At 59.5% G+C, this 14,511-nt stretch carries 16 protein-coding genes and 1 tRNA gene; 10 read left to right on the forward strand and 7 right to left on the reverse strand.

From position 1 onward, the window contains the following. Window positions 1-53: 53 nt before the first annotated feature. The gene (locus N2A41_RS18355; protein WP_170277097.1) at window positions 54-1,028 is read left to right on the forward strand and encodes an alpha/beta fold hydrolase; all 975 of its coding nucleotides are present in this window, start codon (window positions 54-56) and stop codon (window positions 1,026-1,028) included. Between the two features lie 48 nt (window positions 1,029-1,076). Here N2A41_RS18355 and hisN read toward each other — a convergent pair whose 3' ends face one another. Both hisN and N2A41_RS18365 read right to left on the reverse strand, forming a co-directional pair. After that, a complete protein-coding gene (gene hisN, locus N2A41_RS18360) occupies window positions 1,077-1,850 on the reverse strand; it encodes a histidinol-phosphatase (protein WP_003552738.1) in 774 nt (257 codons plus the stop codon). 268 nt (window positions 1,851-2,118) lie between these two features. Continuing rightward, window positions 2,119-3,000: an N-formylglutamate amidohydrolase gene (locus N2A41_RS18365; RefSeq protein ID WP_260109426.1), complete on the reverse strand. Its 882-nt coding sequence runs from the start codon at window positions 2,998-3,000 to the stop codon at window positions 2,119-2,121. A 187-nt stretch (window positions 3,001-3,187) separates the two neighbouring features. Between N2A41_RS18365 and cpdR1 the strand changes: the two genes are divergently transcribed. The 8 genes from cpdR1 (at window position 3,188) to N2A41_RS18405 (ending at window position 9,430) form a co-directional block, all read left to right on the forward strand. Then, complete coding sequence (cpdR1, locus tag N2A41_RS18370) at window positions 3,188-3,550, forward strand: response regulator CpdR1 (RefSeq protein ID WP_003542883.1); 363 nt, start codon at window positions 3,188-3,190, stop codon at window positions 3,548-3,550. A gap of 83 nt (window positions 3,551-3,633) precedes the next feature. After that, window positions 3,634-3,708 (forward strand) — tRNA-Val (locus N2A41_RS18375). An 895-nt stretch (window positions 3,709-4,603) separates the two neighbouring features. Continuing rightward, window positions 4,604-5,119, forward strand: coding sequence for a hypothetical protein (locus tag N2A41_RS18380; protein ID WP_260109427.1), 516 nt, complete (start codon window positions 4,604-4,606; stop codon window positions 5,117-5,119). Window positions 5,120-5,782: 663 nt separating this feature from the next. Continuing rightward, on the forward strand, window positions 5,783-5,974 hold the full coding sequence (locus N2A41_RS18385; RefSeq protein WP_170277093.1) for a hypothetical protein: 192 nt from the start codon (window positions 5,783-5,785) through the stop codon (window positions 5,972-5,974). 102 nt (window positions 5,975-6,076) lie between these two features. Then, window positions 6,077-6,658 carry a hypothetical protein gene (locus tag N2A41_RS18390; RefSeq protein ID WP_260109428.1) on the forward strand — a complete coding sequence of 194 codons (582 nt, stop codon included), beginning with the start codon at window positions 6,077-6,079 and terminating at the stop codon, window positions 6,656-6,658. 39 nt (window positions 6,659-6,697) lie between these two features. Continuing rightward, window positions 6,698-6,895, forward strand: coding sequence for a hypothetical protein (locus tag N2A41_RS18395; RefSeq protein ID WP_003552742.1), 198 nt, complete (start codon window positions 6,698-6,700; stop codon window positions 6,893-6,895). A 556-nt stretch (window positions 6,896-7,451) separates the two neighbouring features. Continuing rightward, window positions 7,452-8,492 (forward strand): porin, encoded by a 1,041-nt coding sequence (locus tag N2A41_RS18400; RefSeq protein ID WP_260109429.1) that lies wholly within the window; start codon window positions 7,452-7,454, stop codon window positions 8,490-8,492. 425 nt (window positions 8,493-8,917) lie between these two features. After that, entirely contained in the window at window positions 8,918-9,430 is a 513-nt protein-coding gene (locus tag N2A41_RS18405) for a hypothetical protein (RefSeq protein WP_170259822.1), read from the forward strand. Window positions 9,431-9,436: 6 nt separating this feature from the next. On the opposite strand, the gene N2A41_RS18410 is transcribed toward N2A41_RS18405, so the two are convergent. The 3 genes from N2A41_RS18410 to N2A41_RS18420 all read right to left on the reverse strand — a co-directional run bounded on the left by N2A41_RS18410 (window position 9,437) and on the right by N2A41_RS18420 (window position 10,971). Beyond that, window positions 9,437-10,162, reverse strand: coding sequence for a hypothetical protein (locus N2A41_RS18410; RefSeq protein WP_170259823.1), 726 nt, complete (start codon window positions 10,160-10,162; stop codon window positions 9,437-9,439). 325 nt (window positions 10,163-10,487) lie between these two features. Further along, window positions 10,488-10,664, reverse strand: a complete 177-nt coding sequence (locus N2A41_RS18415) for a hypothetical protein (RefSeq protein ID WP_168724777.1) — start codon at window positions 10,662-10,664, stop codon at window positions 10,488-10,490. A gap of 61 nt (window positions 10,665-10,725) precedes the next feature. Continuing rightward, complete coding sequence (locus N2A41_RS18420; RefSeq protein WP_162116967.1) at window positions 10,726-10,971, reverse strand: hypothetical protein; 246 nt, start codon at window positions 10,969-10,971, stop codon at window positions 10,726-10,728. A gap of 353 nt (window positions 10,972-11,324) precedes the next feature. Between N2A41_RS18420 and N2A41_RS18425 the strand changes: the two genes are divergently transcribed. Next, a complete protein-coding gene (locus N2A41_RS18425) occupies window positions 11,325-12,416 on the forward strand; it encodes a DUF475 domain-containing protein (RefSeq protein ID WP_260109430.1) in 1,092 nt (363 codons plus the stop codon). Window positions 12,417-12,520: 104 nt separating this feature from the next. On the opposite strand, the gene N2A41_RS18430 is transcribed toward N2A41_RS18425, so the two are convergent. Then, window positions 12,521-12,691 carry a hypothetical protein gene (locus tag N2A41_RS18430; RefSeq protein ID WP_017967876.1) on the reverse strand — a complete coding sequence of 57 codons (171 nt, stop codon included), beginning with the start codon at window positions 12,689-12,691 and terminating at the stop codon, window positions 12,521-12,523. A 223-nt stretch (window positions 12,692-12,914) separates the two neighbouring features. Beyond that, window positions 12,915-14,432, reverse strand: coding sequence for a tripartite tricarboxylate transporter permease (locus N2A41_RS18435; protein WP_003552756.1), 1,518 nt, complete (start codon window positions 14,430-14,432; stop codon window positions 12,915-12,917). Window positions 14,433-14,511: the final 79 nt, after the last annotated feature.

A 14,511-nucleotide genomic window follows, 5' to 3' on the forward strand; every position in this document is an offset into this window, starting at 1 on the left:
CATGCGCTATCCCTGAAGGTGGAAGCAGTCAGCAGTGGCGCATTGGCAAAGTCATGGATCAGGTTCTCTATTCGACGCCCGACAATCCCGCTCCGGAAAACCGCACGGAGGGGTTCTTCGAAACCCATGACGGCCACCAACTGCGTTACGCCGTCTTCCGCTCTAGCGGACAGGTTGCCAAGGGCACCGTCGTCATCCTGCACGGCCGAAACGAATATATCGAGAAATATTTTGAGACGATCCGCGACCTGACGGCTAGGGGCCTCTGGGTCGCGACCTTCGACATGCGCGGCCAGGGCGGCTCGCAGCGGCTCCTCAAACGCCGCAACCACGGCCACATCCGCCGCTTCGTCGATTACGAGCGCGATCTCGACACCTTCCTCGAAAAGGTGGTGCTGCCGGATACCCGCCTGCCCTTCTACTTGCTCGCGCATTCCACAGGCGGCCTGATCGCGCTCTCGGCCGCCCCCTATCTCACCACTCGTATCGATCGCATGGTGCTGTCGGCGCCCTTCATCGGCCTTACCGGCCAGGCGGCTTCGCCCCGCGTCATTCGCACCCTTGCCGGCACGCTGAACGCCGTCGGCCTCGGCTTCCTGCCGCTGACCTCGAAACTGAAGGAGCCGGATTTCCGCGACAATCCGCTGACCTCGGACGAGCACCGCTTCGAGCGCAATGTGGCGATGATGAAGGCCCATCCGGAGCTGACACTGGGGCCACCGACAGCCCGCTGGCTGACCGAGGCCTTTCGCACGATGGACCGGGTCACCTCGCCCTACCATCTCTTCTCGATCACCATCCCGACCATCGTCATCGCCCCAACGCGTGACGGTGTCGTGCCCTATACGGCGCAGGAGCGCCTTTCGCGTTATTTCCGCGCCGGCCAGCTGGTGCCGATCAACGGCGCCCGGCACGAGATATTCCAGGAACGGGATATCTATCGCGCCGCCGCCCTTGCGGCCTTCCACGCCTTCATTCCCGGCAGCGATGCCGAAGAAAACCAGGACATTGCTGCCCTAGGTACGTGAGCCGGATCGGCTTTGCCGACCGGGGGATCAGCGCTGCTGACTGGGGGATCAGCGCTGCAGGATGGCGACCGCCGCTTCGTAGACCGCCTGGCTGCCGGCGGCGATGATCGAGCCGCCGTTTTCCGGCCGTCCACCGTCCCAGGTGGTGATGATGCCGCCCGCCCCCTCGATGACGGGAATGATGCCGCCGACATCATAAGGCTTCAGGCTGTTTTCGACAACGAGATCAATATGGCCGGCGGCGAGCAGCGCATAGGCATAGCAGTCGCAGCCGTAGCGGAAGAGCCGTACCTGGCTCTCAATCTCGCGGTATTTCTCCATCTCCTCGCCGGCAAAGAGATGCGGCGAGGTGGTGAACAGGATGGCGTTCGACAGCGCGTCGCACTGGCGCGTCGCCAGCCGCCGTTCGCCCTCCGGCCCGGTATAGATCGAACCGTTCTGGTCGGCGAAATAACGCTCGCCGGTAAAGGGCTGCTCAATCATGCCCATGATCGCCCTGCCATCCTTCTGCAGGCCGATCAGCGTTCCCCACACCGGCACACCGGATATAAAGGCGCGCGTGCCGTCGATCGGATCGATCACCCAGACATATTCACGGTCGAGCCCGACATCGCCATGTTCCTCGCCGAGAATGCCGTGGCCGGGGAAATTCTCCTCGATCAGCGCCCGGATGGCGAGTTCGGCCGCCCGGTCGCCCTCCGTTACCGGATCGAAACCGGAGGAAAGCTTGTTCGTGACATCGAGGCCGGAGCGGAAGCGCGGCAGCGTCTCGGCCCGGGCGGCTTCCGCCAGGCGGTTGAAGAACGAACGGTCAGGAAACATGATGGATCCGTTTGGCTGGCGGGAATGGCGCTTTTCATAGCGAAAAGCAACGGGAATGCAATCGCATCAGGCAATTTGGGTTTAACTGCCCAAAGATGTCGCAGCGCAATAAATTGCTTGACATTTGTGCAATGCAATAGTAGCGTCTTCATACAGTCTTCTGACTGTAAATACCCTCCTTGGGTGTTTCCTCCCTAGACTTAGCCGCGCTCACAAGCGCGGTTTTTTTTGGCCGGGAGGCCAGATATCAGCGAAATCGAAAATGGATTCATTCGGCGGCCAGCGCCCGATCGCCGGCGAATTTCTCGACGTAGTCCGCCATCTGCTCCATGAAGTCCGTGACGGCATTGGCCACCGCGGCGAAATCCTCGTGCTTCTCCAGCGTCAGCTCGTCGACATAGATCGCCCGATTCACCTCAATCTGCAGCGCGTGCAGGCCGCGCGAAGGCCTGCCGTAATGTTCGGTGATGAAGCCGCCGGCATAAGGCTTGTTGCGGATAGCCGCAAAACCCATTTCCTCGAGGATGGCGATGGCCGCGCGCGAAAGCTCGGCCGAAGCGCTGGTGCCGTAGCGATCACCAATGATGAAATCAGGTCGCGAAGTGCTGCCGGCGACCCGCACATTGCCGGGCATCGAATGGCAGTCGATCAGCACGCCGAAGCCGAACTGCACATGCGTTCGCGCAATCAACCGGCGCAGCGCCGCATGATAGGGCTTGTAGACGGCTTCGACGCGGTCGAGCCCCTCCTGCACCGGCAGGCGCCGCGCATAGATCTCCATGTTCTCGGCGACGATGCGCGGAATGGTGCCGAGCCCGCCGGCGACCCTGAGCGAATTGACGTTGGCATAGGGCGGCAGCAGCCCGTCGAACATCCGCGGATCGAGCTCGTAGGGCTCGCGATTGACGTCGAGATAGGCGCGCGGGAAGTTGGCCGCCAGGAGTGGCGCGCCGAGTGCGACGGCCGAGCCGAAGAGCTCGTCGACATAGTGATCCTCGGAACGGCGGATGGCGATTCCCTCCAGCCTGGACTGGGCAATAAATTCCGGTGGATAAATACGGCCGCTATGGGGGGAGTTGTAGACGAAGGGAATGGTCTGCGACACGGGCTCATGGACCTCAAAAAGCTCGTATTCGCGTATTTCCGGCACTTTCGGCCCTCTTTACCATGTCATGAACTGACTGCTTTGCCCATGTTGCCAGTTGCCCGGCCGCAAGTCCATACTATGTAGAAGGGATGGCGGTCAGGCACAGGCAATTCACCGGTTGTTTACCGGGTAAAGACTAGTGTAAACGGCTGGTAGCCCACCAAAAACTTATGGATCGCGGTCTGGATTGATGACTCAGAAGATACTTCTCGCCGAAGACGATAACGACATGCGCCGCTTCCTGGTGAAAGCGCTCGAAAAGGCCGGCTACAAGGTCCTTTCCTACGACAATGGCGCCAGCGCCTATGACCGGCTGCGCGAGGAGCCGTTTTCCCTGCTGCTGACCGATATCGTCATGCCCGAGATGGATGGCATCGAGCTGGCGCGCCGCGCCACCGAACTCGACCCCGACCTGAAGGTAATGTTCATCACCGGTTTTGCCGCCGTGGCGCTGAACCCTGATTCGAAGGCGCCGAAGGATGCCAAGGTCCTTTCCAAGCCTTTCCACCTGCGCGACCTCGTCGATGAGGTCAACAAAATGCTTGCCGCATAAGGCGTGACGAGCAGCGCGTCACAAAACTGAAAAAGCCTATTGACGGCTCCGAAGGTTTTGTGATCTATGCGCCGCCATCGGATGGGCGTGTAGCTCAGCGGGAGAGCACTACGTTGACATCGTAGGGGTCACAGGTTCAATCCCTGTCACGCCCACCATCCGATCTCCTGCCCCGCAGGGGGATTAGAAAAGTAGCTGATTGCTGTTTTTCCGTTCTTCATAGCCTCGCCCAATTAACGCCCACGAAACCGCGGCTTTGCAGCGGATAGGTGCTCAGGATGGTGATGCCCATAGACGCTGCGGATGATCTTCTAGGAGGCTCCGGAGAAGCCGGTAACTTCCCAGATCGGAACCCTGCCCTCTATCATCCACGTGATGCAAGTATGCTTGAGGATTGCCTCATACCTGGTGTCCGAATAGAGGCTGATCAGGATAAGTCTGGCGACGTGGCAGGAGGGGCGAAAGAGCCTGCCCCAATCGCCGATTTTCGCGTTTCGATATCGAAGGTTCGTTGCCGTGATGCCGAGCACGCCGGTAAACAAACCGGGGCCCTCCGAGCGTGTAAGCCAACGCTCACGCGCCGCTGATTTTTGCGGAAGAAAGACTGGTACCGATAACCAGCTTCTTTTCCTTGAGAGCGAAACTGAGGGCGGCACCAAGTGTTTCCAGCTCCCGCCCCGCCGTTCCTGTCTTGACGACTCGTCTATCGATCTTCCCGGCAAGCCGCACCGCGAGCCGGCGGCCAGGAACGCCGCGGACGTGCCATTCCCTGATCCCGAACCAATGCGGAAGCCGGCTGATCCGGTATACGACGAGGCGCTGCTTAAGTAGATAGAGACCATCGCCACACGATACGGCTTGGGCCTGGCAAGAAACAACTCAGGCTGAAAGCCTACCTCCCCTGCCCCCTTTGCGCAGCAAAAAACGCTCCAACTATCGCAACGAAGGCCAGAGCATGAGTGACACGATTACGGATTTCAACCGTTCGCTCAAAGCGACGGCTGGGGCGCGCTTCAAAGCGGCAAAGCGCCTCGAGCATATATCGATAAGCGCATGACCGCTCACGTCGTTCTCTTCCGCATACCTGATATTGCTGTCTGTCGGACCATCGCTCATGGGAGCCTCGGCGGCTTCGCAGCCGATCACAAACCTGTTTTCGACGGCTCTGTCGGTGCTACTCTTGGCGTCATCGGTGCTATCTTACGCAAGCGGTCACGCGGTTCACTGGAGATTCAGGAGATCCGCCGCGAACTTCGTTTTGCCGGTGACAATGTTACACAGGAGTTATTTTCAACTCTTTCACATCGCTACGACGCGGTGCTGCAGAAGTATTCCATCAATCACGACGACGTCGATTTTTACCGCTATCAGCTCCAATACCCAAAAGAGTACATAATGAATCGCTTCGACCGATTTGAAAAATCGGCAAAAGTGTTCATGGCCTATAGCTATCCGGCGATGATTTTGCTGCTGCTTACAGGCGCCGTTTTCCTTTTCACATTATTCTTGATCGTTTGGGGTGGCGACGCCGGTCGTTTCCTGGAATGGGCAGCCTTGCGCTTTTCCTAGGTCAGCGCAGATCTTCCGAACCACCCGCAAAAGGCAGTCGCGACTATCGCGCCCCCCGCCCCCTTTGCGCCAGCAGATGCCGCCGGAACTATCCGGCGGGAACGGGCGAAGCTTGCCTCGTTGCCGTCGTCGATGGGGATCTATTGACTATCAACAGCCTTCACCCAGAGAATCACTTCCGACAAATCTTGTGATGGACTTTTGCCGAAACGCGCCGTCGCGATTCTAAGTCGCGCCCACTAAATGCGGCCGCCGACAAGTGCAAACTGTGGATTATATGGAAAGCAGCAGGTCAACGGCCGGTTTTCGCAAGTCTTTTCATGGCCTTAGTGTTTCAGGGAGAAGGCCATGTTTTTAAACAGCTTTTAATTGTGGATGGGGAAAAACCCATTTGGTGCAGATGCTTATCGCATGCACCCGTTCCACAGGAGTTAATTTTCAACCCCTTGACGGAATCAGCGGTTTCAAACTTTACTTTCGTCACTGATCGCCAATCGGGCGAGCAGGGCGCGAAAAAGGCCGGGGGTGCAACCCCGGCCTCGTGTCGAATAAACCGAATGCCTCGATCGGCAAAGCGGCTCACCCCTTAACAATCCCAAGGATACTTGGGGAGGATGACCTGTCAAGCTGATCGAGGTTTCTTAACCAGTAGGAAACCCGAAAATGAAGCATACACACCACAGTCTCACCCTCGACGACGCCGTACAGGTATGGCTGCACAGCTGGAACGGCGAGTATCAGCATGAGATCGCCTTCCGCTTCGGCGTCAATCAGGGACGCGTCAACGAAGTGCTGAAGGGTAAGCGCCATCCTGGTAGCGAGCGGATCGCTCGGGAAAAGCGCGATCTTCACTAGGCCGGGTGATTTACCAAATCCCCTTGCTTAAACACCGCCCCGCCGAAACAAAAAAGTCTCGGCGGGATCGGCCCATGACCCTGTCGAGAAAGAGCCGTCACAGTGCTGTTGAAAATTCTCAGCTCACCGTTTGCACAGACAGCGATAATAACAATCGTGACCATTGTGTTGACGCAGTTCGCGCTGGCGAAAGGACGTTTGAGGTGGGCTAACAGGCATCAACATTCGTTCCTGCTTCCGAATGCAGGTCCGAATGGGACGCAGCTTTTGATTAATACACTGGAGATCTGGGTGATCAACACCGGCCGCGCCGCAGTCGAGGAGATCGAAATTGTATTCAATTGGGAGCCGCAGCATTTTGAAATTTGGAACCCGCGTGAATATTCGGAGGCTCATCTTCCCAATGGAAGGTTTTCGCTGAAGGTGCCGACGCTTGCGGGCAAGGAGTTTTTCTCCGTGGCCCTTTTGTCAACTGGGCCCTTGCCAGAGATAATCAATGTTCGAAGCAAGAACAGTATCGCCAAACCATTTATGATGCTGCCGACGCGGCAGTTTCCCATGTGGTTCAATGTGATCGGTCTAGCGCTGCTGATCCTTGGCATGGCGACTGTAATCTACGGTCTGTTGGCCCTGGTGTCTTTGTTGGGGGCAGGGAGCCCGCTTCCACCGCCGCCGAAACCCTGAAAAGGAAGAACATTTCGGTCTTCTGTCATCTGGAAAGGCATGACGCAACGGACGCGGACACGTAAAGCAATATCCATAATCCTCGGCCTCACCCTGGTTGGGGCTGGCTTCTTCGGTTTCGGTTATATGCTGTTTCATGTCGTCGAACCCATTAGCATCAAGCTTTGGCTGATACCGATCACCATTTTCGCGGCCGGGGCAGCAATCCTCTGGGACGATTTCAAAAATCCCGAGTGAGACGATTGCTCTCCCCGTTCGACGCCTGAGCGGCCGCCGGCAAGCTGGTGAAAAAGGCGAATAGAGCAATTCCAGCAAAAGTGCGTGCCAGATCTTCTTCGCTTCTCGCCGAGGCGACATTCGTCGATCACGGCCAGTGAGAACCCGTGGCACGAAATCCACATGTCCTGGCAAACCATGGCGGTTGTCGGCTCTTTGCCGATTCGTGCAATTGCAGTGACGGCGCGTTCGCACATGAGGACATGCTCACGCGATCATCAATTGTATACCGCCACCGAAGTTCAGCCCCTCGTTGCTCACGCATCCTGAGGCGCGGTTTTGTGACGGATAGATGACGAGTTTATGACAAAATGCGTGTGATTTCAGCAACATAGCTGTGCCAGCCTGCTGTCACGATCGACAATGTCGTTGCAGTGCAACATCCCCTATGTAACTTCCGCGGCGAGGCAGGCACCGAGCCAAAAAGGTGCCGCTTCGGTCACACGGGGTGAAGACATGTAGGGACTGCCGATGGCAACGGTCTTCATCCTTCTGCATCTGAACTGGAGGTTATTCCATGAACATCAAGAGCCTTCTTCTCGGCTCCGCTGCTGCGCTTGCAGCAGTATCCGGCGCTCAGGCTGCTGACGCTATCGTTGCTGCCGAGCCGGAACCGGTTGAATATGTTCGCGTCTGCGACGCTTACGGCACCGGCTACTTCTATATCCCGGGCACCGAAACCTGCCTCAAGATCAACGGTTACATCCGTTTCCAGGTTGACGTTGCTCCGCACGCCAGCTCGATCGGCGCTGCCGGCGGTGGTTCTGTCCCCAACGACTCGGACTGGGATGCCCGCACGCGTGGCCAGGTCCAGTTCACGGCCAAGAGCGACACCGAATATGGTCCGCTGACCGGCGTTATCGTCATGCAGTTCAATGCTGACAACGCTACGGCCCAGAAGGCCCAGCTGGACTCCGCATACCTCGACATCGCCGGTTTCCGCGCCGGTCTGTTCTACAGCTGGTGGGACGATGGCCTCTCCGGCGAAACGGACGATATCGGTTCGCCGGTAACGCTGCATAACTCGATCCGTTATCAGTACGAAACCAGCGACTTCTATGCTGGCATCAGCGTCGACGAACTGGAAGACAGCCCGTTCTATCATGGCGAAACCGCTAACAACTTCGGCGTTGCAGTTGGTCTCGGCGGCAAGGCTGGTGCCTTCAGCTACCAGATCACTGCCGGTTACGACACCGACAACGAAGAAGGTGCCGTCCGCGCAATGGGTACGGTTGCTGTTGGTCCGGGCACGCTCGGCCTCGCAGTTGTCTACGCGACCAACCCGAACGCCTACTACAACAAGGCTGAATGGGCGGTCGCTGCTGAATACGCCATCAAGGCGACTGACAAGCTGAAGATTACCCCTGGTGTTCAGTACTACGGCGACTACGGCGTCACTGCCGGCGAGTTCAACGACGGCGATGCCTGGAAGGCCGGCGTGACGATCGACTACCAGATCGTCGAGAACCTCTCCACGAAGATTTCGATTCAGTACCTCGATCCGGAAGATGCTGACGACGTCACCTCGGGCTTCTTCCGCCTGCAGCGCGCGTTCTGATAAAGGGCTGCCGGCTGGAATAGGATGATTTTAGGCCGGGTCGGCCTAAAATCTGAATCCTGTTCTAATTATCCGGCAGCTACAAATTCCTGATCTGACTGACCTCCGATCGGGAACGAATGGGCCTGGACTTCCCTGCCTGGGCCCATTCCCCTTGACCAGAAGTGCGTCCACGACGGCACGCTCGATCAGTTCCTTGCCACTGTCGTGTCACATCGGTTCGTTGCCGATGTCCTGCAGCCTATGCCATTGCCGGATCTTGCAACCGGCAAGCTCAACCAACTTTTCACTCATCTGCCGCCGATCGCCGAGCCAGCCTGGTGGCCGGTGAAATTTTTGTGCTTCAGGAATAGCGGAGCCAAATTCGGACACAGAACCATGCCATGGCGGACCGAGGGTGAGGTTGTGATTCGCCTCGCCACGACATGGGGTTTGAGATCGAAATGAAGTTATCCGTGCTTGCCGCTGCCGCAATTTTTTCCATTGCCCTCGCCTTGCCGGCCTCTGCCGCGCCGGCCGCACCTGCCGAGACCTTTCCCGGTGCTCCCGGCGTCATTACGCTTTCCGGCAAATGCGCCAAGCTGGTCGTCGCCAAATTCGACGCCACCAAGGGCTGCAAGAACGAGCTTGCCAGCGTCACGCTGGCCAATGGCTTGGTGACCTTCATCTTCACTTCAGACGGCAAGGCGCTCGGCTTCCAGGGCGACGGCAGCGGCATCAAGCCCGCCTCCAACGGCAATGCCCGCCTGCCGCTCAGCCTCGTCACCACCGGTGTCGGCAACAAGATGACCGGAGAGGTCAAGGTCGCCGGCTTCTGCACCTTCGGCAATCCCTATGCCGGCCAGCCGATCGCGATCGAATGCACCGCCGAAAGCAAGGATTCTTCCTTCACTGGCAGCTTCCGCACCGGCGGCAAGCTGGTGAAGAAGGGTAAGTAGCCGCTCTCAGGCGCACCAGGCGCTGCCGACAGCCCCTGGCTTGCGTGCCAGTCCCTCATTGATCAGCTGCGCGCCGAAAGAGCGCCCGTCGCGCGAGACGACGCGCGGCGCGCCAGAGGGCTCGCTCTTGCCCGCGGCATTCATGGTGAAGGGCCCGGCGTTCAGAAGCGCCAGCAGCCGCGACTTGGCGGCGAAGGCCACCCGGCGCTCGCCGTCACAGCGCGCCTGATCGACTACGGGGCTTGCCATGTCGGCAATCACGATCTTCTCGCCCTTGTACCAGAAGACACCACCGTCGCCGACGCAATTGATATGCGCGCCCTGCCCGCAATAGCCGAAGGCGACCGCCCCGGTTTCCGAAACGGCAGGCAAGGCCGGGGACGGCACTGTCTTTATCGGTTGGATCATCGGCGTCGGGATCGCGGCTGGCGGCAGCGGCTGCGACTGAGGCACCGACGCTGCGGTTTTGGGCATGGGGGCGGCAAGCGCCACCTGCTTCGGCGGCACGTCCTTCCTGACGACGGGCCTCGGCTCCGCCGTTTCCGGCGTGATCGACGGCGATTGCCTTGCAAGCATCGGCTGGATGCTCTTCCAATGGTCGTGGGCGACGATGCCGCCGAACGCGGCAATGCCGATCACCGCCCAGGGCAGCAATCCGCCACCGCTGCTGCGCGCTTTGCTCTTTCCTCTGGCTGGCGCCTTGCGGCGGCCGCGTGTCGCTGTCTTGGCCATCTGTCCGATTCCCGTGAGGCGGGATTATCGCTGCCCAATCCTTTCCGAAAGGTTGGCGCGGCGACAGGATGATGCATGGTTGGCCGATCTTCCCCTCCAATAACATGGAAGCGCCGAGGTGCATCGGTGGGGCCGGTGCGCCTGCTTAAACCCATGAGGGGAAAAGCTGAACAAATTCCACGCCCAGATTTTGGCCAGCGAAAAATTCCTCTGGGGAAAATCCATGGAACGTCTTCGGCGAGCTGATCGGCTTCGAGCGTGAGGCACGCGACTGCCCGGCATCATGCCGGGCGCTAACGTCGCTAACGCCAGCGTGACTGGTTGGTTATTCGGAGCGTGCGGCCGAAGGATCGTTTTTCCCAACCGATGCCGTGCCGGCAATGCACGAGAACGGCTTCTGGCGTTTGCCGATATTGACGCGCTCGTCCGCCGCCTCGCGGACAGCCTGCCATTCATTTTCGTGCCGGATGAAGATCTCGCGGGGCACAAAGTTGATCGTCATATGTTTCTCATCCTGTTTTAAATCTAGCGTCAGCGCGCCAAAGAGGCATCCGGAATAGCCGTTATTTCTTGGTCTCTGCATTGGCTTTCACGCCGGGGGCCTTAATGTCGGGTCCACCCTTGGAAAGATCGGCACCGCTAACATGGGCCGGCACGTGAATGTCGTGATAGACGCCGGGCGTCAGCGTCAGATCGACCTGATGCGGCGGCAGCACCTGCGCCTTCTGCATGCGGTTTGGCTTCGCCCGCTTCATGCGGTCGGACGCCTCCGTGCGTTTATCTGGAATATGGGTCGAAGTGTGCATCATCGGCCTCCTTTTTTAAGCTCAACAGTGCCTAACGGGTGGGCATCAGGATGGTTCCAAAAAAATTACCCAATCCCGGTGTGGCGACCAGCCTTGACTGGCCGGGGAAGCTCATTACCTAGAGCCTATCCCGCAGCCTTCCAGACATCGGCTGACGGGGGAACTTTGGTGCCGGGCCCCTCTGGCGAGAGTTTTTACGGCGCTCTCGTGATGTCGGTACCGCCTGCAGCTTAGCCGGCGGATTTTTCATCAATGAACAGACTCACCATGCCTGACCCGCATGCCCGTTGTGGCATGTCGCGTTTTTCCAATATTTCAGCCCGCTTCGATGCAATTTGCGGCCGCGAGGTGCGGCCATGAACCAGTCCGTGACCCATAAATCTTCGCTCAGCTATTTCCGCTGGGCTTTCATCGTTACTGCCCTCGGCCTCGTTCTCGGCGCCATGCTCGGCTGGCAGACGACCGGCACGATCGGCGGCATGGCGACCGTCTTCTTCATCTGCACAGTGCTTGCAGTGCTGGAGATATCGCTCTCCTTCGACAATGCCATCGTCAACGCCAACAAGCTGAAGGAGATGACGCCGGTCTGGCAGAAGCGCTTCCTCACCTGGGGCATCATCATAGCCGTCTTCGGCATGCGCATCGTCTTCCCGCTGGCAATCGTCGCGATCGCGGCCCAGATCGGTCCCTGGGATGCTCTGGTGCTTGCCGCACGCGAGCCGGCCGAATATGCCCGCATCATGAACGACGCACATCTGCCGATCGCAGCCTTCGGCGGCACCTTCCTGATGATGGTCGGCCTCAACTACTTCTTCAATCACGAGAAGCAGGTGCACTGGATCGGCGGTCTTGAGAAGATGATGGCGCGTTCGGCCACCATCAAGGGCATCGAGATCGCCTTCGTGCTGGCGCTGATGCTGGTTTTTTCCTGGCTGATCGGTGGCGAGGAAGCCACTGTCTTCGTCCATTGCGCCATCTATGGCCTGCTCACCTTCCTCGCGGTCGAGGTGGTCGGCGGGCTGCTCGATGCCTCGCAGCAGACGATGAGTGCTGCCGCCAAGGGCGGCCTCGGCGCCTTCATCTATCTGGAGGTGCTGGATGCCAGCTTCTCCTTCGACGGCGTCATCGGCGCCTTTGCGCTGACGCAGAACCTCTTCGTCATCGCAATCGGCCTCGGCATCGGCGCCATGTATGTGCGCTCGATGACGATCATGCTGGTGGAGAAGGGAACGCTTGCCGAATATCGCTATCTCGAACATGGCGCCTTCTACGCCATCCTGATCCTCTCGGTGATCATGTATGCGCAGACCCTGGTACACATCCCCGAGGTTATCACCGGGCTCGGCGGCGCGGCCTTGATCGGCCTGTCCCTTTGGTCGTCCATCCGCCACAACAGGCGCGAAAAGGTGGAGGATCACGACACCCAGCGGAAAGAGCTTCAAGCCTGACGTCGGGTGTCACAGGGCGTCGCGCTGTTGCACCCGGTGGGATAAAAATGAAGCCCGCGACCATCCGGTTGCGGGCTAATTCATTCATGCATGACTTGAAGGTCTTAGCGGGTGACGTGCTCGAAGGAGGTCGGGTCGATGCCGAGTTTCGTGAGGTCGTTGGGGCGCGGGCGGCGACCTGCTTCGACAGCAGCGCTGACGGCGTTTGCAGCGCCAAGGACGGCGAATGCACGGCCAAAGAAGCCAGTACGGACTGAATTGCGGAGTGCGGACATTGTCCTTTTCCTCTTGCTCGTTGATTGCCTACTCGCAGATGGCATCGCGCATACACATCAACAATGCTCGGAAAATCACCGCAGCCATGCAAAAACAGGAGGCCGGCGCATGTCTCCATGGCCGGCCTCAAGGCGGGGGTGGGTGGTCTTTTTCTTGCTCTAACACTTTGAAATCTGCGCCTCGCGCTTTCCGAAAATCGATTCCGATTTTCGGGCCGATGCGCTAGTCTTCGTTTGCCGCCAGTTGCGAGAGCACCTGTCCCCTGCCGCGCAGCCGCAGGATCAACGGGATGAGGAAGGCGGCGGCTGCAACAATGAGCAGGCCCGCCGCGATCGGCGACATCACCAGCGTCGTGACGTCGCCCTGACTGATCGCCAGCGCCCGGCGCAGCTGCTGCTCGGCAAGCGGGCCGAGGATCAGGCCGACGACGGCTGGCGCGATTGGATAGCCGAAGAGCCGCATCACATAACCGAGCAGACCGAAGGCGAGCAGCATGCCGAGCTCGAACACCGACGGATTGGCGCCGATCGTCCCGAGCGTCGCAAACAGCAGGATGCCCGCATAGAGCCATGGCTTCGGAATGGTCAGCAGCTTTACCCAGAGCCCGATCATCGGCAGGTTCAACACCAAGAGCATCGCATTGGCGATGAGCAGGCTGGCGATCAGCCCCCAGACGAGCTGCGGATTGGTGGCAAACAGCAGCGGTCCCGGCTGCAAGCCGTATTGCTGAAAGCCGGCAAGCATGATCGCCGCCGTTGCCGTCGTCGGCAGGCCGAGCGTCAGAAGCGGCACTAACGTGCCGGCGGCCGATGCGTTGTTTGCGGCCTCGGGGCCGGCCACACCTTCGATCGCGCCATGGCCGAACTCTTCCGGGTTTTTCGCCAGCCGCTTTTCGGTCGCATAGGAGAGGAAAGTGCCGATTTCGGCGCCGCCCGCCGGCATCGCGCCGATCGGGAAACCGATCAGCGTGCCGCGTAGCCAGGGCTTCCACGAACGCGCCCAGTCCTCAGCGGTCATCCAGAGCGAACCCTTGACCGCCTCGACCTTCTCCGCGATCCGGTCGCCCTGCGCGGCGATATAAAGCGTCTCGCCGATCGCAAACATCGCCACAGCAAGCGTCGTCACCTCGACACCATCGAGCAGGTCGGGGATGCCGAAGGAAAGCCTGGCCTGCCCTGTCTGCTGGTCGATGCCGACCATGGCGAGCGCGAAACCGATGAACAGCGAGGTCAGGCCCCGCAAGGCGGAGTCGCCGAACGCCGAGGAGACGGTGACGAAGGCAAGCACCATCAGCGCGAAATATTCGCGCGGCCCGAAGACCAGCGCCAGCTTGACGATGTAAGGCGCGATGAAGGCGAGCCCGAGCGTGGCGATCAGCCCGGCGACGAAGGAGCCGATTGCCGCTGTCGCCAGCGCCGGTCCGCCGCGCCCGGCGCGCGCCATCTTGTTACCCTCGAGCGCGGTGACGATCGAGGCGCTTTCGCCCGGCGTATTGAGCAGGATCGAGGTCGTCGAGCCGCCATACATGCCGCCGTAATAGATGCCAGCGAACATGATCAGCGAGCCGCCGGGATCGAGCTTGTAGGTGACGGGCAGCAGCAGCGCCACGGTAAGTGCCGGGCCGATGCCGGGAAGCACGCCGACGGCGGTGCCGAGCGTCACGCCGACCAGCGCATAAACCAGGTTCATCGGCTGCATCGCAACCAGGATACCCTGCCATAGGAATTCGAATGTGTTCATCTTGGTGTCCCAAGCGGCGTTCCCGACCATCCGATTTCGGGGTCAGGCGCCGCGCAAAATCAAAACAGCTGACAGCGCG

The organism is Rhizobium sp. SRDI969 (assembly GCF_025152725.1).
GTDB classification, from domain to species: domain Bacteria; phylum Pseudomonadota; class Alphaproteobacteria; order Rhizobiales; family Rhizobiaceae; genus Rhizobium; species Rhizobium leguminosarum_I.